Source organism: Winslowiella sp. 2C04 (genome assembly GCF_050037805.1).
Taxonomy (GTDB): domain Bacteria; phylum Pseudomonadota; class Gammaproteobacteria; order Enterobacterales; family Enterobacteriaceae; genus Erwinia; species Erwinia toletana_A.
Window position 1 is genome coordinate 3,219,887 of the sequence record NZ_CP188300.1, and the last position, 23,029, is coordinate 3,242,915.

Consider the following 23,029-nt stretch of genomic DNA (forward strand, 5'->3'; position numbering starts at 1 on the left):
GATGCGCTACGCTTTTAGTCACTGACTAAAACGCAAAGGAGCCGATTATGTCGCAACTAACAGACACCAATCGCCGTGTAGTACTGGCGTCGCGCCCTCACGGTGCCCCGACTGAAGCCAATTTCCGCATTGAGCATCAGCATGTCCCTGTCCCGGCAGAGGGGCAGGTACTGCTGCGCACCGTCTGGCTGTCGCTCGACCCATATATGCGCGGACGCATGAGCGATGCCCCGTCCTATGTGCCACCGGTGGCGATTGATGAGGTGATGGGTGCCGGCACCGTCGCGATTGTTGAACAATCTAACCATGATGACTATACGCCGGGTGACTGGGTGGTCAGCCAGAGCGGCTGGCAGGACTTTGCCCTGTCAAACGGCAACGACCTGTTTAAACTGAGCGGCCCGGTACTCAAGCACCCTTCCTGGGCGCTGGGAATGCTGGGGATGACTGGCTTCACCGCCTATATGGGGCTGCTGGATATTGGTCAGCCGCAGGCGGGCGAAACCGTGGTGGTGGCTGCCGCAACCGGTGCAGTGGGTTCGATTGTCGGACAGATCGCCAAACTGAAAGGCTGCCATGTGATTGGTATCGCTGGCGGTGCGGAAAAATGCCGCTACGCCGAGGACGTGCTGGGCTTCGATAAGTGCCTGGATCATCATCAGGACGATCTGGCCGAAAAACTGAAACGCTACGCTGCCGACGGCATCGACGTCTACTTTGAAAACGTTGGCGGCAAAGTATTTGATGCGGTACTGCCGCTGATGAACAGCAAAGGGCGTATCCCGATGTGCGGGCTGATCGCCAGCTATAATGCGACTGGTCCGTCAGCCGGCCCGGACCGCCTGACGCAGTTCCAGGGCGCCATTTTGCGTAAACGCCTGCGCGTGCAGGGCTTTATCATCACCCAGGATTATGCCCATCGCTTTGAGGAATTTTTCCGTCAGATGAGCCAGTGGGTGGCGGAAGATCGCTTTGTGTTCCGCGAAGATGTGGTTGACGGGCTGGATAACGCCCCGGAAACCTTTATTGGTATGCTGGAAGGTAAGAACTTTGGCAAAGTGGTGGTACGCGTTGCCGCTGATCAACCCGGAGAACAAAAATGAAAGTGCTGATGGTATTAACCTCCCACAATAAACTGGGCGACACCGGCAAGCCGACTGGCTTCTGGCTGGAAGAATTTGCCGCACCCTATTATGTGTTTAAAGATGCCGGTGCCAATGTGGTGCTGGCTTCACCGCTGGGCGGGCAGCCACCGCTTGATCCGGTCAGCGATCAGCCTGAGGCACAAACTGCCGATACCGACCGCTTCCGTCAGGACTCCGCCGCGCAGCAGGCGCTGGCTAATACCCTGAAGCTGGAAACTGTCGACAGCAGCAAATATGACGCGGTGTTTTATCCCGGCGGTCACGGCCCCCTGTGGGACCTGGCCGAAGATAAATACAGCATCGCGCTGATTGAAAACCTGTATGCCAGCGGTAAACCGATTGGCGCGGTCTGTCATGCGCCCGGTGTACTGCGTCACGTTAAGAATGCTGACGGCACGCCGCTGGTGGCCGGCAAGCGCGTGACAGGGTTTACCAACAGTGAAGAAGAGGCGGTCGGGCTGACCGACGTGGTGCCTTTTTTGGTGGAAGATCAGCTGAAACAGCTGGGCGCACAGTTTGAACGTACCGATGACTGGGGCGTACTTAGCCTGACCGATGGTCAGCTGGTGACCGGGCAGAATCCCGCCTCTTCCGCCGCCGCCGCTGAAGCGTTACTGAAGTTACTGCAGAAATAAATTATATACAGGAGCGTTGATGAGAATTTACAGCCAGGATCTCAATCACGGAGAGAAGATGCCGCTGCGCCATGTGTTTAACGGCAAAGGCTATCAGGGAGAGAATATCTCTCCGCATCTGGCATGGGATGAGGTGCCATCCGGCACCAAAAGTTTTGTTGTCACCTGTTACGATCCTGATGCGCCAACCGGTTCCGGCTGGTGGCACTGGGGCGTGGCGAATATTCCGGCCAATATTACGGTGTTGCCGCAGGGTGCGGGTTCCGGCATTGCCGAACTGCCTGCCGAGGCGGTACAGACCCGTACCGATTCTGGTCATGCCGGATACGGCGGTGCTGCGCCACCACAAGGTGAATCGCATCGCTATATCTTTACCGTGTATGCGTTAGATGTGGAAAAGCTGGAAGTGGATGAACACGACAGTGGTGCCGTGCTCGGTTTTAATGTGCATTTCCATACCCTGGGCAGCGCATCATTAACTGTAATTTTCAATTAATTCAGCAAATTAAGTGGGCGACATTTCGCCGCCCACTTTAGAAACTGGCATCCAGGATAATTACAGCTGGTGAATCACCACCCACATCGGGCCCTGGCCTACCGCGTAACGTGCTAACGGGTTAAGCAGCCCGGTCTCAGCAGCGATTTTATACACTTCGATATGGTGCGACTTCTGTCCTGCCGCCACCAGATACTGGCCGCTGTGGTCGATATTAAACCCGCGCGGCTGCTGTTCAGTAGGCTGATAGCCAACCACCTCAAGCAGACCACCGTCTTCACTGACGCGGAATGCAGTTATCACACTGGCGGTACGGTCACAGGCGTAGAGATAACGGCCATCCGGCGTCAGGTGAATATCGGCCGCCCAGCGCGTATCACTAAAGCCCTGCGGCATCATATCCAGACTCTGTACGCGTTCCACTTCGCCATTAGCATTGTTCAGCTGCCAGACGTCTACGGTGCTGTCGAGCTCGTTCACGCAATAGGCATACTGTTGATTCGGATGGAACGCCATATGGCGCGGCCCTGCGCCCTCAACGGTAGTCACCTGCGCCTGTTGACGCGGTTCCAGCTTGCCATCAGCGCTCAGCGAATAGAGGCAGATGCGGTCCTGTTTCAGCGCCGGGACAAACACCGTCTGATTGCTGATATCAGCATTGGCCGAGTGGCAGCCTTCCAGTCCGCCAATCACCTGGCTCGGCTCCTGTGGCAAGCCGTCTGTACCAATCGGGCTGATGCTGAAAGAGGCATCATTATACGAGGCGCTGAATAAGAAGCGACCGTTGCGATCGGTGGAAATATGGCTCGGGCTGCCCGGCAGCGAAGCCTGTCCGGCCTCTGTCAGCGTACCGTCTTCAGCAATACGGAAGGCGATCACACGAAAATCTGGGCGGGCACCGACGTAGAGATAACCCTGGGTCGGATTCACTACCATTGGCTGAACCTGTCCGGCGACGTCAACCACCTGCAGTAACGTCAGCTCGCCCTGCTCGCTGAGCTGCCAGACGTGGATTTGCTGGCTTTCGGGGCTGGCGGTGTAGACAACTTGTTTCATGAATGCTCCTTGTTCAATGCCTGAAAGAGAGACCTGCCGCAAAGCGTAGCGTGTTTTACGGCAGCCCGTCAGTTGGATTTGTCACCGGCTGGTTTGGTCGAAACAGCAGCAAGGTGTAGTATCATTGACTTATTAATAATTACCACCGGAATGACTTATGAGCTATCGCGTAATTGCCCTTGATCTCGACGGCACCCTGCTGACCCCCAATAAAACCATACTCCCTGAGTCGCTGGAAGCACTGGCGAAGGCGCAACAGGCTGGCGTAAAAGTGCTGATCGTCACCGGTCGTCATCACGTGGCTATCCATCCTTTTTATCAGGCACTGGCGTTAGATACACCTGCAATCTGCTGTAATGGCACCTATTTGTATGATTATCAGGCGAAAAAGGTGCTGGCGTCCGACCCACTGGCCAAACCGCAGGCGCAAAGAGTGATTGAAATGCTCGAGCAGCAGTCGATTCATGGTCTGCTGTATGTCGATAACGCGATGCTGTATCAGAACGCCACCGGTCACGTCACCCGCACGCTTAACTGGGCGCAGTCACTGCCGGAATCGCAGCGTCCGACCTTCCTGCAGGTCGACAGCCTGGCTGAAGCGGCGCAGTCGGCACAGTCAATCTGGAAATTTGCCCTCTCCCACCCAGACACCAGCGCATTACAGCAGTTCGCTGACAGCGTAGAACAACAGCTCGGTCTGGCGTGCGAATGGTCATGGCACGATCAGGTTGATATTGCCAAAGAAGGTAACAGCAAAGGAAAGCGCCTGGCGCAGTGGGTGGAGTCGGCAGGCTACCAAATGAGTGACGTGCTGGCGTTTGGCGATAACTATAACGATCTCAGCATGCTGGAAACCGTTGGTTTAGGCGTAGCGATGGGCAATGCCGACGAAGCTATCAAAGCCCGCGCCGGCCGGGTTATCGGCACCAATCTCGAGCCGGGCATTGCAGAAATCATTTATCGCGAAGTGCTGTAATCAGGGTGTGATCGACACGCTTTTAATCTGCGCATACAGCCACATTCCCGGCTTGATCGCCAGTTCATCGCGCGCCCAGGGCGTGATTCGCGCCCACAGCTCGCTGTTACCGATCTGCAGTTTGACTTCAACCTGCCCCTCAATGTCCAGCAGCTCTGTCACCTCCGCGGGTAGCACATTTCGGATGGTGCTGTTAAGCGGCGGCTGCAATACCAGCGAGACATCAGCGGACTGAATGCGGATGCGCAGCGGCGTTTTCAGCGGCAGCTCCAGCCGACTGACCCAGATAGATTGATCGCCAAGCGACAGCGCGGTCATCTGATAGCGCGGGTGCTGATCCTGCACCTGCACGCGCAGCACGCTGCTCTGATCGGCACGCGGCAGCCAAGGCCGCATCGCACTGCTGCTCCACACCTGTTCCAGCGCGCCAAACGCTTTTACTTTGCCCTGATCGAGCACCAGCACGTTGTCGGCAGATGCAGTATTTCATCCAGGCTGTGCGAGACATACAGCAGCGGAATATCGACCTGCTGCGCCAGCTTTTGCAAATAAGGTAACAGCTCACGTTTACGCGGGATATCAAGCGAAGCCAGCGGTTCATCCAGCAGTAAAATTTCCGGCGCACTCAGTAGCGCACGCCCAATTGCCACCCGCTGTTTTTCGCCGCCGGATAGCGACCAGGGAAAGCGCGCCAATAACGGTTCGATACCCAACAGCTGCACCAGGCTGTCAAACTGCGGCTTCATGCTTTTCGCCATGCCGTACTGCAAATTACCGCGTACCCGATAGTGTGGAAACAGCCGCGCATCCTGAAATACATAGCCGACGCGACGCTTTTCCGGCGGTAAATTAATCCGGTTTTTTGCGTCGCTCAGCATCCGACCATTAAGCCGGATAAAGCCTTGCTGCGGCTGGGTTAAGCCGCTGATGGCGTTGATCAGCGAGGTTTTCCCCGCACCGGATACGCCGAAAATTGCGGTGATGCCCTTCGCCGGCAGTTTTTCGTTTATCGTCAGCTGATGGTTACCCAGCTGCTGAGTGAAGTTAAGTTCCAGCATCAGGCCCCCAGCCGTTTACGACCCCAGCGGGCCAACCATTCGGAAACCAGCAGCGACGCCAGCGCCAGCACGATAGCAATGACGCAGAGTCGTGCCGCCGCGCCTTCAGCACCCGGCGTTTCAATCAGCGTGTACATCGCCAGTGGAATCGTGCGCGTTTCACCCGGAATATTGGACACAAAAGTAATGGTGGCACCGAATTCGCCCAGTGAGCGGGCAAAACCCAGCACGGTGCCAACAATAATACCCGGCAGCGTCAGTGGCAGGGTTATGGTGAAAAACACCCGCCAGCGCCCGGCTCCCAGCGTACGCGCCGCCTGTTCCAGACGGGTATCGACCGCTTCCAGCGCCAGACGTATAGCGCGGACCATCAGCGGAAAAGCCACCACCGCCGAAGCCAGTGCTGCGCCGCGCCAGCTAAAGGCAAAACTGAAGCCAAACCAGTTATATAACCATTCGCCGATAAAGCCGCGTCGTCCCATCGCCACCAGCAACAGATAACCGACCACGACCGGTGGCAGCACCAGCGGCAGATGGATGACGCTGTCGAGTAACGCTTTACCGGGGAAATGACAGCGCACCAGAATCCACGCCATCAGGATGCCGAGCGGCAAGCTGCAGATTACCGCCAGCGTGGAGACTTTCAGGCTCAGTTCAACCGCCTGCCATTCGGCATCACTCAATATCATGTCCGCGGTGCAAATCCATAGCGTTTAAAGATGACCGCCGCTTCCGGGCTTTTCAGGTATTGAAAGAAGGCACTGACGGCGGCGGAAGGATGCTGGCTGACAATCGCCATCGGATACTCAACCGGCTTGTGGCTGTCAGCCGGGAAGATTCCGACTACCTTCACTTTTTTACTGGCAACAGCATCGGAGCCATACACAATGCCGTAAGGCGTTTCGTCGCGCTCGACCAGCGCCAGCGCTGCACGCACATTGTTGGCACGCGCCATCACCGGAGAAAGCGTCTCCCAGGCACCCAGGTTTTGTAACGCCTCTTTAGCATAAATGCCGGCAGGCACATGATCCGGGTCGCCGACCGCCAGCCGCTGACCTTTCAGCAGGCTTTTCCAGTCAGTGGTTTTACTGATATCGACCGGCTGTGGCTGGCTGGCCGTCGGGGCAATCAGTACCAGTTCATTGCCCAGCAGCGTGTAACGCGTCTGCTTATCAACGCTGTGTTTATCGATGGCATAGTCCATCCACTGTTGGTCGGCAGAGATAAACAGATCCGCTGGCGCGCCCTGCTCAATCTGGCGCGCCAGCGTCGAAGATGAGGCGAATGATGAGACGATTTTAACCGGCTTTCCCTGCTGATACTGCGTGGCAATATCCTCAAGCGCATTAGTTAGCGAAGCCGCAGCAAAAACGGTAATGGTATTGTCAGCCGCCACCGCGTGGCCCGCCAGCGATAACGTTATCGCGGCGCCGGTAAACCAGCGGCTCAATTTAACAGACATAGCACTCTCCAGGTTACGTTATATATTTAATGATATAACGACAATTCAAAAGCTGTCATGTGGTTTATCGGCAAACGGTGATGAAAATTGAGGGGGGGGGATAAAACAGAACGCCTGACAGAGTCAGGCGTTGAAAACAGGATTACTGGCGGTTTTTAGCTGGCTGGTCGTCACGATGGCCAATTTTGGAGATGATGTTAAACACTTCACCCAGGCCATAAATCGCACCGAGGATAAGAGCCATCACTACCGGCACCATGATGACAGCGAATGCCAGACTTTTTAATAATTCAAACATGGAAGCCTCAACTGAGCTGTGCAAAGAAACTATTGTAACGGCAGCAGAAAAAAGTGCACTGACCTTTTGTGCGCTTTACATTGCACTGACTCAATCAAGTTGACAGCGAACCGTCAGCTGGCGAATTTCGCACTGCCCGTTCAGCAATCCAACCAGCTGTTGCGCCGCTGCCTGTCCGGCATCGCTGAAGCCTAAATCCACCGACACGGTATCGGGAAACAGAAAGCTCAGCAGCGGAGTATGGCCAATGCTGCAAATTTTTAACCGCGTCTGCGGATGCTGCTGCACGTATTTGATCGCCCCCAGCGCAATGGTATCCGAGGCACAAATCAGCGCGCTGGTGTCGGGTTTAATCACCTGCGCCGCCAGGTTGAAGCCACTCTGATAGCTGAGATCGCCCAGCGCCGCATGCGGCGTCAGATTATAGTGCTGGCAGGCATCGCGGTATGCCTGATGGCGCAGACGTCCGGTGGTTTCGTCTTTTTCGTCCACGCCAATATAGCTGATTTGCTGATGGCCCTGCTGGTGCAATCGCTTCATCAGCAAGCTGACCGCGCCGGCATCGTCAAAGCATACCGAGGATAATCCGGCGTATTCACGCACCATCACCACCATTTTACTTTGCCATTCCAGCAGCATCTCACTGTGCAGCCCGGTAAAGCCAAACAGAATGACCCCATCGACATTACGCTGATGCAGCACGCGCAAATGCTCCGTTACCAGCTCGGCGTTCAATAAGCTCTCCATCAGAATGGAATCGTAGCCCTGCTCATACAGCAGCGGCAATATTGCCCGTACCGCCTGATTTTCCGAAGGGGAATCAAGACGGGAAACAATAATGCCGATGATTTTATCGCTCTGCCCGCGCATCGCCTGCGCAGATTTCGACGGAATAAAACCCTGTTCGCGGATCACCGCCTCTACCCGCTCGCGGGTTTGCTGGCTCACCTTGCCTTCATTATTCAGCACGCGGGAGACGGTAGATTTACCGACGCCGCTAAGACGAGCGATATCTTTAATGGTAAGACGCGGTTGAGATGATTGCATGGTATTGAAAGGTAAGCCTTGTTCGGGGCAACGCTGCCATAAAGCCAATTCGCTGAGTGTACCACCTCTGCCGTCGGTAGCGATCTGTCCGGTAAATTTAGCCGGAAAACGCAGATTTTTTGTGACAGCAATCATAAATGGGAACGTTCCCACTTATGTTATCCCGCGGAACCCGATATCTTCACGCTGCTCCAGATTGCCCTTGTCTCTTCCGTGAAACTGGCAGGAAAACATAATGAAAAAATCCAATCCCCAGGATATAGATCGCCTGATTGCGCTGGTTGGCGGTAAAGCCAATATCGCCGCCGTCACGCACTGCATTACCCGCTTACGCTTTGTGCTAAATGATCCAACGATTGCCGATCCCAAGGCGATTGAATCCCTGCCGATGGTAAAAGGCTGCTTTACCAATGCCGGCCAGTTTCAGGTAGTGATCGGCGTCGATGTTGATGACTGGTACAAGCTGTTATTGCAACGTGCCGCACTGGACTCCAGCGATAAAGAGAGCGCCAAACGCGCCGCACGTCAAAATATGAGCTGGCATGAGAGTCTGATCTCTCACTTTGCCGAAATCTTTTTCCCACTGCTGCCGGTATTGATCAGCGGCGGCTTGATTCTCGGTTTCCGCAACGTTATCGGTGATGTGCCGCTGTTTGGCGATCGGCCATTAACCGAGGGGCATCCGTTCTGGCAAACGGTGTACGACTTTTTGTGGCTGATTGGCGAAGCGATCTTCTTCTATCTGCCGGTGGGCATCTGCTGGTCAACGGTCAAAAAAATGGGCGGCACCCCGGCGCTGGGCATTGTGCTTGGCATCACCCTGGTCTCGCCGCAGCTGATGAACGCCTATCAGATCGGCCAACAAATACCGGAAGTCTGGAATTTTGGGCTGTTTTCCATTGAGAAAGTGGGCTACCAGGCACAGGTGATCCCGTCACTGCTGGCCGGTATGGCGCTGGCATTTATCGAACTGCGCCTGAAACGCTGGGTGCCTGCTTACTTATATATGGTGGTGGTGCCAGTGGTCTCGCTGCTGCTGGCGGTATTCCTCGCCCATACGCTGATCGGTCCACTGGGACGCATGATCGGTGATGGCGTCGCCTGGGCGGTAAAAGGGCTGATGACCGGCAGTTTCGCTCCGATTGGTGCCGCCTTATTTGGATTCCTCTACGCACCGCTGGTGATTACCGGCGTGCATCAGACCACGCTGGCTATCGATTTACAGCTGATTCAGAACCTCGGTGGCACACCGGTCTGGCCAATTATCGCGCTGTCGAATATCGCTCAGGCATCTTCGGTGCTGGGAATTATCCTGATCAGCCGTAAAGCCAACGAACGCGAAATATCGGTCCCAGCCGCGATCTCTGCCTATCTCGGCGTCACCGAACCGGCTATGTACGGCATCAATATGAAATATCGCTTCCCGATGCTGTGCGCAATGATCGGTTCGGCCTGTGCCGGGCTGATTTGCGGCAGCTTTGGCGTGCTGGCAAACGGTATTGGCGTCGGCGGTTTACCCGGCATTCTGTCGATTCAGCCGCAATTTTGGCAGATCTACAGCATCGCGATGATGGTTGCGATTGTGGTGCCGCTGGTGCTGACCATCGCAGTTTACAAACGTAAAACCCGCATGAATGCCTTGCCGGTAATGTAATTTTTAAACCCGGTGGCGCAGAAATTTTGCACCACCGCGCTAATACAGGACGTTTTATGATGAACAACACCCCCACTCCCTGGTGGCAGAACGGCGTTATTTACCAAATCTATCCACGCAGTTTTCAGGACAGCAGTGGTAATGGTGTCGGCGATCTTAATGGTATCACTCAGCGCCTCGACTACCTGCAGTGGCTGGGTGTCGATGCCATCTGGCTGACGCCGGTTTACCTCTCGCCACAGGTGGATAATGGCTACGACGTTGCCGATTACTACGCCATTGATCCCGCCTTTGGCACCATGGCGGATTTCGAGCGGCTGGTAGCAGAAGCGCATCAGCGCAATATTCGCGTAGTGATGGACATGGTGTTTAACCACACTTCGACCGAACACGCGTGGTTTAAGGACGCCTGCAATCCGCACAGCCCACTGCGCGACTACTATATCTGGCGCGATGGCGTCGAGGGTAAAGCACCGAATAACTGGCATTCGAAGTTTGGCGGCCCGGCATGGCAATGGCACCAGGAGAGCGGACAGTATTATCTGCACTCGTTCGCCGTCGAGCAGGCCGATCTGAACTGGGAAAATCCGGCGGTACGCAACGAACTTAAACAGGTGTGCCATTTCTGGGCGGATAAAGGCGTGGATGGCTTACGTCTTGATGTGATTAACCTGGTATCGAAACATCCGGATTTTCCAGACGACCATCAGGGAGATGGCCGCCGCTTCTATACCGATGGTCCTAACATTCATGCGTTTCTTCATGAGATGAGCCGGGATGTGTTTCAGCCGCGCGGACTGATGACGGTCGGTGAAATGTCCTCCACTCAGCTTGAGCACTGCCGCCGCTACGCCAGGTTAGATGGCCAGGAGCTGTCGATGACCTTTAATTTTCATCATCTGAAAATTGACTATCCGGGCGGAGTAAAATGGAGCCGTGCCAAACCGGATCTGCTGATGCTGAAACGGCTGTTCTCGGAGTGGCAACAGGGTATGCACGGCTATGCCTGGAACGCGCTGTTCTGGTGTAATCACGATCAGCCGCGCATCGTCTCGCGCCTTGGTGACGAAGGTGAGCTGCGCAACGTGGCGGCCAAAATGCTGGCGATGGTGCTGCACGGCATGCAGGGCACGCCGTATATCTATCAGGGCGAGGAGATCGGCATGACCAACCCTCACTTTACGCAGATTGATCAGTATCGCGACGTGGAAAGCCTGAATATGTTCAATACGCTGCGCGAACAGGGGCGCGATGCCGAAGAGCTACTGGCCATTTTGCGTCAGAAATCACGTGACAACAGCCGCACGCCGATGCAGTGGGATGCCGGGCGCAACGCCGGATTTACCGAGGGTGACAGCTGGATTGAACCGGCCGATAACTATCGCCAGATTAATGTCGCACAGGCGCAGGCCGACAGTGACTCGGTGCTGTACACCTATCAGCAGCTGATTGCGTTACGTAAAACCCTGCCGGTGCTGACCCACGGTGACTATACCGATTTAGCACCCGATCACCCGCATTTATGGTGTTATCAGCGCCAGACAGCCGGTACTACGCTGCGGGTCATCGCTAACCTTAGTGGCGAACCGCTGACGCTGAGTGAGAATCTGCTGCCAGATAGCAGCCACTGGTGGTTGCTTTACAGCAACTATCCCGGCTCTCAGCCGTCGGCAGACACCCTAACGCTACAACCTTATGAAGCAGCATGGTGGCTACTGGAGCCTTAACCCTGATCCTGTCGGGGGTGGAATTCTCTCCGCCCCTGTAACAATTCCTGCCTGTGCTTTACACTCTGCTCCATGATTTATTGCCGGAAAATTCTATGCAGGCCGACATTTCACTCATCATCAAGCTGCAACAAAAACTGTTTGCCGATCCGCGGCGTATCGCGTTGCTGAAGCAGATCAAGCACACCGGCTCAATTAGCCAGGGCGCGAAACTGGCGGGCATCAGCTATAAAAGCGCCTGGGATGCGATCAATGAAATGAACCAGATGGCCGACCGGATGCTGGTTGAACGCGCAACCGGTGGTAAAGGCGGCGGCGGCGCGGTGCTGACGCAGTATGGCGACCGTCTGATCCAGCTGTTTCAGTTAATGGAGCAAATCCAGCAAAAAGCGTTCGACGTATTACAGGATGACCAGTTGCCGCTGGACAGTCTGCTGGCCGCCATCTCGCGGTTTTCGCTGCAAACCAGCGCGCGCAATCAGCTGTTTGGCACGGTGACCCAGCGCGACCGTTTGCAGGTGCAACAGCATGTTGAAGTACTGCTGGCCGATGGCGTCAGCCGGATTAAGGTGGCACTGACCGAACAGAGTGCCGATCGCCTGCAGCTGAGCGCCGGTAAAGAGGTACTGATACTGATCAAAGCGCCGTGGGTGGAGCTGACGCGTGCCAGCAGCGAAGCCGATAATCAACTGGCCTGCACCATCAGCGACATTGAACGCGCGCCGCATCAGAGTGAAGTGCTGTTGTCGCTGGCCAGCGGTGAAACGCTCTGTGCCACGGTACCCGCGCAGCTGATGGAGCAGCAAAACTTTCAGCCTGGCGACAGCGTTACCGCCTGTTTCAATGCCGATCGCGTTATCATCGCCACGCTGCTGTGAAAGCCCGCATCCTGTTTGACATTGTGTCAGCCAGTGGTTAAAACCATTAATACAATGCATAAAATGGGATGTAAAATGGCTGTATTGCAAATTACGCAAGGCACGTTTCGTCTTAGCGATACCCGAATACTGACTCTCAACGATCTCGCCCTGCGCAGCGGCGAAAGCTGGGCTTTTGTTGGCGCTAACGGCAGCGGCAAATCCTCACTGGCGCGTGCGCTTTCTGGCGAACTGACCCAGCTGACCGGCACGCGTCAGTGCCAGTTTCAGCGCCCCGCCCGCCTTTCACTGGAACAATTGCAAAAACTGGTGGAAGAAGAGTGGCAGCGCAACAATACCGATTTACTCAGCCCGGGTGAAGATGATACCGGCCGCACCACCGCGCAAATTATCCAGCATGAGGTAACGGATGCCGCCCGTGCGCAGCGGCTGGCGGCACAATTCGGTATCAGTCATCTGATGGAACGCCGGTTTAAATATCTCTCCACGGGTGAGACGCGCAAAACCCTGCTGTGTCAGGCGCTGATGGCGCAACCCGATCTGCTGATCCTCGATGAACCGTTTGATGGCCTTGACGTGCAGTCGCGCAGCAATCTGGCGACGCTGCTTGGCGAACTGCATCGGCAGGGGCTGACGCTGGTACTGGTATTGAACCGCTTTGATGATATTCCTGACTATGTTGAGCACGTTGGGGTACTGGCGGAATGTACCCTGACGCACCTTGGCGCGCGTCAGGAAATTCTCGCCGAGGCGCTGGTGGCGCAGCTGGCACACAGTGAAAAACTGGCGGGTATGGCGCTGCCGGAAGCCGATGATGCAAGCGTTACCCCCCCGCTGGCGGCCGATGCCTCGCTTATCGTGCTGAACGATGGCGTGGTGTCGTATAACGATCGCGCCATTCTGCACCACCTAAGCTGGGAAGTGAAACCGGGTCAGCACTGGCAGATTGTCGGGCCGAACGGTGCCGGAAAATCCACCCTGCTGAGCCTGGTCACCGGCGATCATCCCCAGGGTTACAGCAACGATCTGACGCTGTTTGGCATCCGGCGCGGCAGCGGCGAAACCATCTGGGATATCAAGCAACATATCGGTTATGTCAGCAGCAGTCTGCATCTCGATTACCGCGTCAGCTCCAGCGTGCGCAACGTGATCCTGTCCGGCTACTTTGATTCAATTGGGATTTATCAGGCAGTTTCCGATCGTCAGCAGCATCTGGCAACGCGCTGGCTGGCGCTGCTCGGCATGGATAAAGCCAGTGCCGATGCGCCATTCCACAGTCTGTCATGGGGTCAGCAACGGCTGGTGCTGATCGCACGTGCGCTGGTCAAACATCCGGCGCTGTTAATTCTTGATGAGCCGTTACAGGGGCTGGACCCGATTAACCGCCTGCTGGTTCGCCGCTTTATTGATGTGCTGATTGGCGAGGGGCAAACCCAGCTGCTGTTTGTCTCACATCATGCGGAGGATGCACCGCAGTGTATTACTCACCGCTTAACTTTTGTCCCCGAGGGTGAAATCTATCATTATCAGCAGGAAGCCTTGAGCTAATGGCTGATGGCAGACCGGTTAATCACCGGTCTGCAACCTGATAATGTAACCGCTACCACCACTCAGGCTAATTTCAACTCCTTCATGGTTAATCATCATCATCCAGCCTGATAATTAAGATTATTAAGCTTGTGTAAACGATTCCATTTATTCAGACTTGATCACGCTTTCACCGGCATGAATGTGCTACTTTTTACTCAGGCACTCTTGGCTTTATTCGGTTATCAGGATTGAAAATGGAAAAATTTAACCCGGTCGATCATCCGCATCGCCGTTACAACCCACTGTCTGACCAATGGGTATTGGTTTCTCCGCACCGTGCTAAACGTCCGTGGCAAGGCGCACAGGAAACGCCGTCGCAAGATAAATTACCGGCGCACGATCCTGACTGCTTTTTATGCCCGGGCAATACCCGTGTGACCGGCGATAAAAACCCGCACTACAGCCATACCTATGTGTTCACTAACGACTTTGCCGCACTGATGACCGACACTCCGGATGCGCCGCAAACCGACGATCTGCTAATGCGCTGCGAAAGCGCACGCGGCACCAGCCGGGTGATCTGCTTCTCGCCAGATCACAGCAAAACGCTGCCGGAACTGTCTCTGACGGCGCTGGAACAGGTGGTGCGTACCTGGCAGGAGCAAACCGCCGATCTCGGTCAGCACTATCCCTGGGTACAGGTGTTTGAAAACAAAGGCGCGGCAATGGGCTGCTCCAATCCGCATCCGCATGGTCAGGTCTGGGCCAACAGTTTTCTACCCAATGAAGTCAAACGTGAAGATGAGCTACAGCGCGCTTATTACCAGCAGCACGGCTCGCCGATGCTGGTGGATTACTGCGCGCGTGAATTACATGACGGTAGCCGCACGGTGGTGGAAACCGAACACTGGCTGGCGGTAGTGCCGTGGTGGGCGGCATGGCCATTTGAAACCTTGCTGCTGCCGAAAGCCACCGTTAAACGACTGGTCGATCTGACGGATGCCCAGCGTCAGGATCTGGCGCTGGCGCTGAAAAAACTGACCAGCCGCTATGACAATCTGTTCCAGTGCTCCTTCCCCTACTCGATGGGCTGGCACGGCGCACCGTTTAATGGTGAAGAAAACACTCACTGGCAGCTGCATGCCCACTTCTATCCCCCGCTACTGCGCTCGGCGGCCGTGCGTAAATTTATGGTCGGCTACGAAATGCTGGCTGAAACCCAGCGGGACTTAACGGCGGAACAGGCGGCAGAACGCCTGCGTTCTGTCAGCGATATTCATTTCCGCGAGACCGGAGCATCACAATGAGTTTACAAGCCGTTACCCAGCAGATTTTCAACGATAAGTTTGGCTATCAGCCAACCCATTTTATTCAGGCACCGGGCCGCGTGAACCTGATTGGCGAGCACACCGATTACAATGATGGTTTTGTACTGCCTTGCGCCATTGATTATCAGACGGTGATCGCCTGCGCAAAGCGTGACGATCGCCAGGTGCGCGTTATCGCGGTGGACTACGACAATCAGCAGGATATCTTCTCGCTGGATGCGCCAATCGAAAGTATTCAGGACAAAATGTGGGCCAACTATGTGCGCGGTGTGGTGAAACATCTGCAACTGCGCAACAGCAACTTTGGCGGCGTCGATATGGTGATCAGCGGCAACGTGCCGCAGGGTGCCGGTCTCAGCTCGTCGGCCTCGCTGGAAGTGGCGGTCGGCACGGTGTTACAGCAGCTTTACCAGTTGCCGATTGATGGCGCGCAGATCGCGCTGAATGGTCAGGAAGCCGAAAATCAGTTCGTCGGCTGTAACTGCGGCATTATGGATCAGTTAATTTCGGCGCTGGGCCAACAGGACCACGCAATGCTGCTCGACTGCCGCACGCTGGGTACTCGTCCGGTATCAATGCCGGAAGAGATCGCGGTGGTGATCATTAACTCTAACTTCCGCCGCAGCCTGGTCGGCAGTGAATACAATACCCGCCGCCAGCAGTGTGAAGCCGGCGCGCAATTCTTTGGTAAGTCTTCGCTGCGCGATGTCGATATCAGCGAATTTCACGCGGCTGAGCAGCAGCTTGATGCGGAAGTGGCAAAACGCGTGCGCCACGTGCTCACGGAAAATGCCCGCACGCTGGAGGCTGCCGATGCGCTAAGCCGTGGCGACCTGGCACGCATGGGCGTGCTGATGGCCGAGTCCCATGCGTCGATGCGTGACGACTTCGAAATTACCGTGCCACCGATCGATATGATCGTCGATATCGTTAAAGAGGTGATTGGCGATCAAGGCGGCGTGCGTATGACCGGCGGCGGCTTCGGCGGCTGTGTGGTTGCGCTGATGCCTGTTGATCGGGTCGACAGCGTTAAAGCGGCGCTGGCCGAACAGTATCAGGCCAAATCGGGCATTCAAGAGACGGTGTATATCTGCAAAGCGTCAGCAGGAGCCGGTCAATGCTAAATCAACCTCATTCGCTGGCGCCGGACGGCCAGCCGTGGCGTATTACCGTGCTGCGCAATCAAAACGGTATGGTGGTGACCTTTATGGACTGGGGAGCCACCTGGCTCTCGGCGCGCGTGCCGATGAAAGACGGCACGGTACGTGAGGCGCTGTTAGGTTGTGCCACGCCATCAGATTATCTGAATCAGGCGGCCTACCTCGGTGCCACCGTTGGCCGCTACGCTAACCGTATCGCCAACGCCACGCTGCAACAGGGCAATATCAGGCTGGCGGCTAATCAGGGCCAGCATCAGCTGCACGGCGGTCCGGAAGGGTTCGATAAGCGCCGCTGGCAGATCGTCAGCCAGAGTGAAACCGAAGTGCATTACCGCATTGATTCGCCGGATGGCGATCAGGGTTTTCCCGGCAATCTGCTGGCCTCGGTTTGCTATCGCCTCGATAACAATAACTGCCTGTCGATTGAATATCAGGCAACGGTCGACCAGCCCTGCCCGGTCAATCTGACCAACCACGCCTATTTTAATCTGGATGCGCAGCATGGCGATGCACGTCAGCATCGTCTGCAACTGTTGGCAGACTGCTATTTGCCGGTCGACAGTAACGGCATTCCGCTAACGGACGCCAACGGAACAAAATTAAAACCGGTGACCGGGAACAGTTTTGATTTTCGCCAGCCGAAAACCGTCGCCGCACAGTTTTTGCAGGATGAAGACCAGCGAGTGGTAAACGGTTACGATCATGCGTTTTTGCTCAATGCGCAGGGTGATGACAGCCAGCCAGCTGCCGAGCTATGGTCGGCTGACCGACAATTAAAGCTGACGGTGCACACCACTGCCCCGGCGCTGCAGTTCTACTCCGGCAATTATCTTGACGGTACTCCCGCGCGTGGACAGGGCGAGTATGCCGCCTTCGACGGTATCGCACTGGAGAGTGAATTCCTGCCAGATTCGCCTAACCATGCTGAATGGCCCCAGGCCAGCTGCTGGTTGCAGCCGGGTGAACGCTGGCAGTCCGTGACGCGTTATACCCTGACTGCCGGTTAAATTCCGGATGAAAAACGCGCACTGCGTTCGTCTCAGGCTTACGCAGTGCGCAGATTTCAGCTATGGTAGAGAGATACAGGTTGTCAGAATGGCAATCATTACCCGGTGTTACTGCCGTTGCCGCCGCTGAATCATTGACTCCGGTCAATGAGAGAGACGAATCGGGCTGCAGCTTCGGCCGACATGGGTATAATCGCTTTCATAGAAATGTCAGATGATTAAGGAGTTAAGCTATGGCTGTAACTAAACTGGTTCTGGTACGTCACGGCGAAAGCCAGTGGAACAATGAAAACCGCTTCACCGGTTGGTATGACGTCGATCTGTCCGATAAAGGTCGTACTGAAGCCAAAGCAGCAGGCGAATTGCTGAAAAAAGAAGGCTTTGCTTTCGATTTTGCTTATACCTCCGTGCTGAAACGTGCCATCCACACCCTGTGGAACGTTCTTGACGAACTGGATCAGGCCTGGCTGCCAACTGAGAAATCATGGAAGCTGAATGAGCGTCACTACGGTGCGTTGCAGGGTCTGAACAAAGCTGAAACCGCTGAAAAATACGGTGACGAGCAGGTTAAGCAGTGGCGTCGTGGCTTTGCCATCACCCCACCAGAACTGACCCGTGAAGATGAGCGCTTCCCTGGCCACGATCCGCGTTATGCCAAACTGACTGACGCAGAACTGCCACTGACCGAAAGCCTGGCGCTGACCATCGATCGCGTAATTCCTTACTGGAACGAAACCATTCTGCCACGCATTAAAAGCGGTGAGCGCGTGATCGTTGCTGCACACGGTAACTCACTGCGTGCGCTGGTAAAATACCTCGATGATCTGAGCGAAGATGAAATTCTTGAGCTGAACATCCCGACCGGTGTTCCGCTGGTGTATGAGTTCGACGAGAACTTTAAACCGCTGAAACGTTATTACCTCGGTGATGCCGATGAGATTGCCGCGAAAGCCGCAGCCGTCGCTAACCAGGGCAAAGCGAAGTAATCATTCGCCGACCAGCGATAGCCGATCGGTTAAACCAGCCGGTCGGCGCATAATAAAAAGCCCCATCATTTTCTGATGGGGCTTTTTTTATCTCCTGTCGTCAGGCTGTTCCAGCTTAATATTAAGCGCATCTTCAGGATGTGCTGCAACCACAGCCTGTTTCATTCGGCTAACGTTCTCTTGAATAATATCCTCTCCACCACCATTGCTGATAGCAGTTGCCAGGGCAAAATAGATATTTTCATTATCACTTATTTTAATTACGCTGTTCTTGCGGCCTTTTTTAGCCATAACATCGTAACGAATAATTCCCCTGTCACCCATTCGTTCTTTCAGATGATAAGCAATGCTGCCTTTAGGCACCGGACTATTTATGCCGTCAGGAGAAAATACCTGATAGCCGTTGTTCCAGTCATGAATGACAAAGTATTTCTGCTCTGAACGGGCAATGACGGTAAACTTATCGTTATCCACAGTTTTTTGCAGCAGATATTTTGGATTGTAATTGTCACCATAATCAACCAACAGCTGCTCATTCTCTTTGATTTCTCTGGTGGTATAATAAAATGGCAAAATATCATTGATATAACCGATCGCTAAATTATTCTCACCCAGCGCCGGCAGCCCGCGCAGGCTGGCGGTATTAATCAACGCCAGTTTATTCGCATTTTGTAAACCACTGACCGATCCCTCAGTGTTGGTTCCCCAGAGATAAGTCAGCACCTTCTCAGAACCCATTTTTCGGTATTCGGTGGTCAGTGACTCATCCGTTGGATGCCAGACGCCACTGTAGCCGCCAATAAAGGTTGAGGCTGGAATCGTTCTCTTCGCCTGAACCTGCAAACCTACCTGCGGTTGCTGTTCATCATAGACAACTTTCAGATTATCTCTGGTAAATGCCACCTGACTGGCACCATCGCTGTCGACCAGCGCTTGCGCTTGCGCACTAAACTTTTCCCATCTTTTAGTCCATTCCGTTCCCGGCCTGCCTTGCGGTTTGAAAGTGGGTTTGGCACTAACCGGAGAAGCGATCAGCTCTTTAGTCAGGCTACGGGACAGATCGTTGGCGTCAACCAACAGCGCACGAAAGTCTGACCACTGACTTCTCAGCAACCGGTTATCCGTTACTATGCCGGAGTCAGGATCTGGCTTTATCGGTAACGGCAGCGAAGCGCTGAATTCTGGCTGAAGCGTTTCCCGCAGCGCATTAACGGTGACTCGGGCATGAGCGGCGATCTCTTTATTTGAAATCAGCCAGCTCATTTGTTGCTGTTCGCGCTGTTCAGCCAGCCGTCGCGCATAGCGCTGATTTTTATGCTGAATAACCAGGCCATCTTGATCGCTGTCGGTCTCTTCATCTGGCAACCGCGGGATATCTTCCAGCCAGCTGGCCTTTTCAGTCTCCAGCTTTTGCCGTAAAAAGTGAGGTTCGATACCGGCGTAGGTGGCAATATCCTTGATGCTTACCAGCATCGCTTTCGGGGGTTCATCACGTTGCTGAAGCAGGCGTCGCGCAAACAAAATGCTTTTTTGCTGCCAGCTTTCGAAGTCATCCGTCGGCGCGGCAGACTCTTCTGTTAATCTCGGGTGGCTGTGCAACCACAATTTATTCCGTTCGCGCAGGGTGACCATCACCGATTGCAATGTCGCCCTGGCAAAACTAGTGATGCTGTTTTTGTCGACCGTCCCGCTCACCAGCGTTCCGTCAGCCAGCTGCTCTTCACGTAAGCCAAGCAAACGCACAGCATAAGCGGTGTCACCTTCACCCTGCTGGCGCGGATAGTTTCGTAACCATTGCTTTTCTTCATCCCGCAGTGTTCGCTTCTCCAGCCACAGTTCGCTTAATCGGTTTGACAAGGTAAACTCATCGACGCCCGCCATCTTTGCAATATCGGCAAACTTCATGACAGTCAGCGAATCGTCGTATACGCGCACGGCATAATCGAGTGCCGTTTCTCCGGGTTCCTGGTGAATAACAATCTGTTGCTCCCAGTTTCTCATCGCCGCTTTATTGATTTTTTTTCTCCCCCACTTGCTTCCGCCGCTCTGACTCTCCTCTGCGCCAGTCTCTATACCCTGCTGCGCCGGGCGTTTAATCTGACTGATGGGTGGTTGCGGTTGCCGGGGAGGAAGCTGATGTAAACTGCTGAGGAGTGTCTGGCGATCGATCCCGGTATGAAAGGCAATTGCATTGTCAGAGGGGCGATTAGGTGGGTAGTTAAACAGACGGCGGGCATAGTCGACCTTGCTTTCATTATCTCGCTGCGGATGAAGCGCCAGCCAGCTCTTCTCGCCGTCAGTGATCCACGACGGGCCAGCACAAGATTCTTCATCAGCCCGCTTACTTCGCTGGCACAAACGCTTTTCCACCAGCTCATAAACTTCCTCATCGCGCTGATAACGAAATAACCACTCACTATCCGTCCCGTCGTTATTCTCCAGCGGCAAAGTGAACAAGTCAGGATTAACTTCATTCTGCTTAACCGCAATATATTGCGCCGCCCCCTGCTTATCGCTGCCTGTATGGATAAAAATCTCACCGCGACTGCGGTAGGTAAGCTGGTATCCCGGCAGCGCATAGCTGGCAGAGAAAGGGTTATCGGGCTGCACTTTCAGCGCATCTGGCACATCGGCAAATGCCTTGTGCTCCAGCGCGACAAATTGCCATTGCTGCTGATTCTCATCGAAGTGGAAACGCATATCGTCCGCGCCCGCCTGCTCAGGATGATAACGGGCCGGATGTTCGGTCGGCACCAGCGCCAGATAGCTCATGTCACCCTCTGCTTCAGCGCGCCAGCGCAACAGGTAGCGGTGCTCCAGATTGTACAATCCCGGCCTGCCAGCAACCGGCGTCAGCGCCTGCGGGGCAGCATCCTTGCGCAACCAGCCGGCATCAATTTTTCCTTCGGCCGCGGTTAGCTGGCTGAAGGGTGAAGTGGCGATATCCCATCTGCTGGTCGACGGCTGCCATTTTAATACTGGCAGCTGAGGTGAAGGTGCATCCTCACTGCCTCTGACAGTGAAAAAATCGCCTTCGGGCCAGCCCTCGATATAATCGATTTTTGCACTTCCCGGATTGTCAGCCTGCGACCGGACTTCCAGATAATATCTTCCCTGCTGTGTTTGCCATACTCTGCGCTCCGAGCCGGAGCGGGTGGTCAGCACCCCCTGCCGCCCAGGTTCGGCAGTCATTGCTGCTTCGGGTATCACCGCCAGGCTGCGGGCATGCAGGTGTGTGTTACCGGCATAGAATGGCGCCCATTGCTGAGTATGCTGATTAAAATAAATTTTTTGCCCGTCCGACAGTCGCATAGTGCCGTCATCAAGCGAGGGAGTAACCGCAAAATAGCCATCGCTGTTTTTTACAAAGAAGCCCGGGGTTGAACTCTGAGTGAAACGATACTCCCCAGGCATGTTTTCGATCCGCCATTTATTATTCCGTGGATTACGCGTTGCCATGCGCCCTGTCACCGCAGAACCTCCCACTGGCACCGCCGTAGCGAGCTGCCCTCCTTGTGGAAACAGATGCCAGCGCATCCCGGCAATCTTAGTTTGCAGCACCGATTGTAGCGTCAGCCCGCTTGTTGAATGGGTAATCAGCGTCCCGGGCAACGCCAGCACCGGTTTTATCGCCGGCGTCAATCTGAAGCGAAATGCCTTACCCGCCGCCATTTCCGGTGGCATAACCACATTCGATGCCAGTCTTAGCCATCGCTCGCCACTGGATTCTCCTGGCTCAGGATCGAGAATTTCCCCCCTGAACAATTCACCAAGCGTTTGCGAAAATTTGCCTAATAGCGCCATGGTTCCCGAGGCCAGAAAATGTGCCCGGCTACCCGACTGGTGACCCTGCAAAAATAACGCGTAACTGTTTTTGTTCTGTTTCTCCCCCCAACCAACCATACGCGCACCGACGCTGCCATCGGCCAGTCGCTGATCTCTGAGTGACACCTGATACAGCATTATTCGCGTTTTCATCTCATCGGCATGCGCCCGCTCCTGCCGGGAATTTTCAGCAGCAGGAGGCGTGATAAAAATAATCTCTGTTCCTGAAAGACTGGCCATCAGCTGTTGCCGCTGATTTTTATCCAGCGACAGATTAGTACGTAGCAGAAACTCATCCAACTGCTGACTCAAGCGATCGGTGTCAATATTTTCCGGCAAGCTGCCAGGCCTCCCGGCAACGTCAGCTGGCTTGCCCGATGCCGAATACTGCTGCGCTTGTGCTGGTGCCCAGGGCAGAAGATGCTGCATGACCCGGTTAACGGCGTTATCGACGCGGTGCAGCATTCCAGAATCCTTCGTATGCGCACTCAACAGGGCAAGTACGCCAGCTCGCGTGATCTTCTTTGCCATTCCCTCACCCCTCGGTGAAGATAGTGCGGGAAGCGAGGAAATATCTCTGATTACTGGCAAAATTCCTTGTCCGGGTGATACCGGCTGCAGGCGACTCAGTTCCTGCCACATTTTCTCGCACTGCTTATTCGCTTTATCTGAAAGAGTTGTGCTGATATTTCTGATCTCATGACAGCGAAAACTAAATAGTGAATCGTGATCATTACCAATAGCTAAATTATTAAACATAC

At 54.8% G+C, this 23,029-nt stretch carries 18 protein-coding genes and 1 pseudogene; 12 read left to right on the top strand and 7 right to left on the bottom strand.

Annotated features, from left to right (window positions below):
- Nucleotides 1-47 precede the first annotated feature (47 nt).
- The 3 genes from ACP3TC_RS14470 to ACP3TC_RS14480 are packed head-to-tail and all read left to right on the top strand — an operon-like array spanning nucleotide 48 to nucleotide 2,276.
- Nucleotides 48-1,103, top strand: coding sequence for an NADP-dependent oxidoreductase (locus tag ACP3TC_RS14470; protein WP_313856564.1), 1,056 nt, complete (start codon nucleotides 48-50; stop codon nucleotides 1,101-1,103).
- Entirely contained in the window at nucleotides 1,100-1,780 is a 681-nt protein-coding gene (locus ACP3TC_RS14475; RefSeq protein ID WP_313856563.1) for a type 1 glutamine amidotransferase domain-containing protein, read from the top strand. The genes ACP3TC_RS14470 and ACP3TC_RS14475 overlap by 4 nt, the downstream gene beginning before the upstream one ends.
- 19 nt (nucleotides 1,781-1,799) lie before the next feature.
- Nucleotides 1,800-2,276, top strand: coding sequence for a kinase inhibitor (locus ACP3TC_RS14480; RefSeq protein WP_313856562.1), 477 nt, complete (start codon nucleotides 1,800-1,802; stop codon nucleotides 2,274-2,276).
- Between the two features lie 60 nt (nucleotides 2,277-2,336).
- Here ACP3TC_RS14480 and pgl read toward each other — a convergent pair whose 3' ends face one another.
- Complete coding sequence (gene pgl / locus ACP3TC_RS14485; protein ID WP_426816717.1) at nucleotides 2,337-3,332, bottom strand: 6-phosphogluconolactonase; 996 nt, start codon at nucleotides 3,330-3,332, stop codon at nucleotides 2,337-2,339.
- A 157-nt stretch (nucleotides 3,333-3,489) separates the two neighbouring features.
- Here pgl and ACP3TC_RS14490 point away from each other — a divergent pair, with 157 nt between their 5' ends.
- Nucleotides 3,490-4,308: a pyridoxal phosphatase gene (locus tag ACP3TC_RS14490; protein ID WP_426816718.1), complete on the top strand. Its 819-nt coding sequence runs from the start codon at nucleotides 3,490-3,492 to the stop codon at nucleotides 4,306-4,308.
- On the opposite strand, the pseudogene modC reads toward ACP3TC_RS14490, so the two are convergent.
- The 5 genes and pseudogenes from modC to treR form a co-directional block, all read right to left on the bottom strand.
- Nucleotides 4,309-5,366: pseudogene (gene modC, locus ACP3TC_RS14495) on the bottom strand (molybdenum ABC transporter ATP-binding protein ModC).
- Nucleotides 5,366-6,055: a molybdate ABC transporter permease subunit gene (gene modB, locus ACP3TC_RS14500; RefSeq protein ID WP_313856548.1), complete on the bottom strand. Its 690-nt coding sequence runs from the start codon at nucleotides 6,053-6,055 to the stop codon at nucleotides 5,366-5,368. The pseudogene modC and the gene modB overlap by 1 nt, the downstream one beginning before the upstream one ends.
- Nucleotides 6,052-6,828: a molybdate ABC transporter substrate-binding protein gene (modA, locus tag ACP3TC_RS14505; protein ID WP_313856547.1), complete on the bottom strand. Its 777-nt coding sequence runs from the start codon at nucleotides 6,826-6,828 to the stop codon at nucleotides 6,052-6,054. The genes modB and modA overlap by 4 nt, the downstream gene beginning before the upstream one ends.
- 142 nt (nucleotides 6,829-6,970) lie before the next feature.
- Complete coding sequence (locus ACP3TC_RS14510; protein ID WP_313856546.1) at nucleotides 6,971-7,126, bottom strand: AcrZ family multidrug efflux pump-associated protein; 156 nt, start codon at nucleotides 7,124-7,126, stop codon at nucleotides 6,971-6,973.
- Nucleotides 7,127-7,216: 90 nt separating this feature from the next.
- On the bottom strand, nucleotides 7,217-8,173 hold the full coding sequence (treR, locus tag ACP3TC_RS14515) for a trehalose operon repressor TreR (protein ID WP_313857633.1): 957 nt from the start codon (nucleotides 8,171-8,173) through the stop codon (nucleotides 7,217-7,219).
- 235 nt (nucleotides 8,174-8,408) lie between these two features.
- Here treR and treB point away from each other — a divergent pair, with 235 nt between their 5' ends.
- The 8 genes from treB to gpmA all read left to right on the top strand — a co-directional run bounded on the left by treB (nucleotide 8,409) and on the right by gpmA (nucleotide 18,443).
- Complete coding sequence (gene treB / locus ACP3TC_RS14520; protein WP_426816719.1) at nucleotides 8,409-9,827, top strand: PTS trehalose transporter subunit IIBC; 1,419 nt, start codon at nucleotides 8,409-8,411, stop codon at nucleotides 9,825-9,827.
- Nucleotides 9,828-9,883: 56 nt separating this feature from the next.
- Nucleotides 9,884-11,554 carry an alpha,alpha-phosphotrehalase gene (treC, locus tag ACP3TC_RS14525; RefSeq protein WP_426816720.1) on the top strand — a complete coding sequence of 557 codons (1,671 nt, stop codon included), beginning with the start codon at nucleotides 9,884-9,886 and terminating at the stop codon, nucleotides 11,552-11,554.
- A gap of 95 nt (nucleotides 11,555-11,649) precedes the next feature.
- Complete coding sequence (modE, locus tag ACP3TC_RS14530; RefSeq protein ID WP_313856542.1) at nucleotides 11,650-12,432, top strand: molybdenum-dependent transcriptional regulator; 783 nt, start codon at nucleotides 11,650-11,652, stop codon at nucleotides 12,430-12,432.
- Nucleotides 12,433-12,507: 75 nt separating this feature from the next.
- Nucleotides 12,508-13,980, top strand: a complete 1,473-nt coding sequence (modF, locus tag ACP3TC_RS14535; protein WP_426816721.1) for a molybdate ABC transporter ATP-binding protein ModF — start codon at nucleotides 12,508-12,510, stop codon at nucleotides 13,978-13,980.
- A gap of 236 nt (nucleotides 13,981-14,216) precedes the next feature.
- On the top strand, nucleotides 14,217-15,269 hold the full coding sequence (gene galT, locus ACP3TC_RS14540; protein WP_426816722.1) for a galactose-1-phosphate uridylyltransferase: 1,053 nt from the start codon (nucleotides 14,217-14,219) through the stop codon (nucleotides 15,267-15,269).
- The gene (galK, locus tag ACP3TC_RS14545; protein WP_313856537.1) at nucleotides 15,266-16,414 is read left to right on the top strand and encodes a galactokinase; all 1,149 of its coding nucleotides are present in this window, start codon (nucleotides 15,266-15,268) and stop codon (nucleotides 16,412-16,414) included. Before galT ends, galK begins: the two co-directional genes overlap by 4 nt.
- Complete coding sequence (galM, locus tag ACP3TC_RS14550) at nucleotides 16,408-17,457, top strand: galactose-1-epimerase (protein ID WP_426816723.1); 1,050 nt, start codon at nucleotides 16,408-16,410, stop codon at nucleotides 17,455-17,457. Before galK ends, galM begins: the two co-directional genes overlap by 7 nt.
- Before the next feature lie 233 nt (nucleotides 17,458-17,690).
- Entirely contained in the window at nucleotides 17,691-18,443 is a 753-nt protein-coding gene (gene gpmA, locus ACP3TC_RS14555) for a 2,3-diphosphoglycerate-dependent phosphoglycerate mutase (RefSeq protein WP_313856535.1), read from the top strand.
- Nucleotides 18,444-18,530: 87 nt separating this feature from the next.
- Here the strand turns inward: gpmA and ACP3TC_RS14560 are convergent, their stop codons facing one another.
- Complete coding sequence (locus ACP3TC_RS14560; protein WP_426816724.1) at nucleotides 18,531-22,799, bottom strand: SET domain-containing protein; 4,269 nt, start codon at nucleotides 22,797-22,799, stop codon at nucleotides 18,531-18,533.
- Nucleotides 22,800-23,029: the final 230 nt, after the last annotated feature.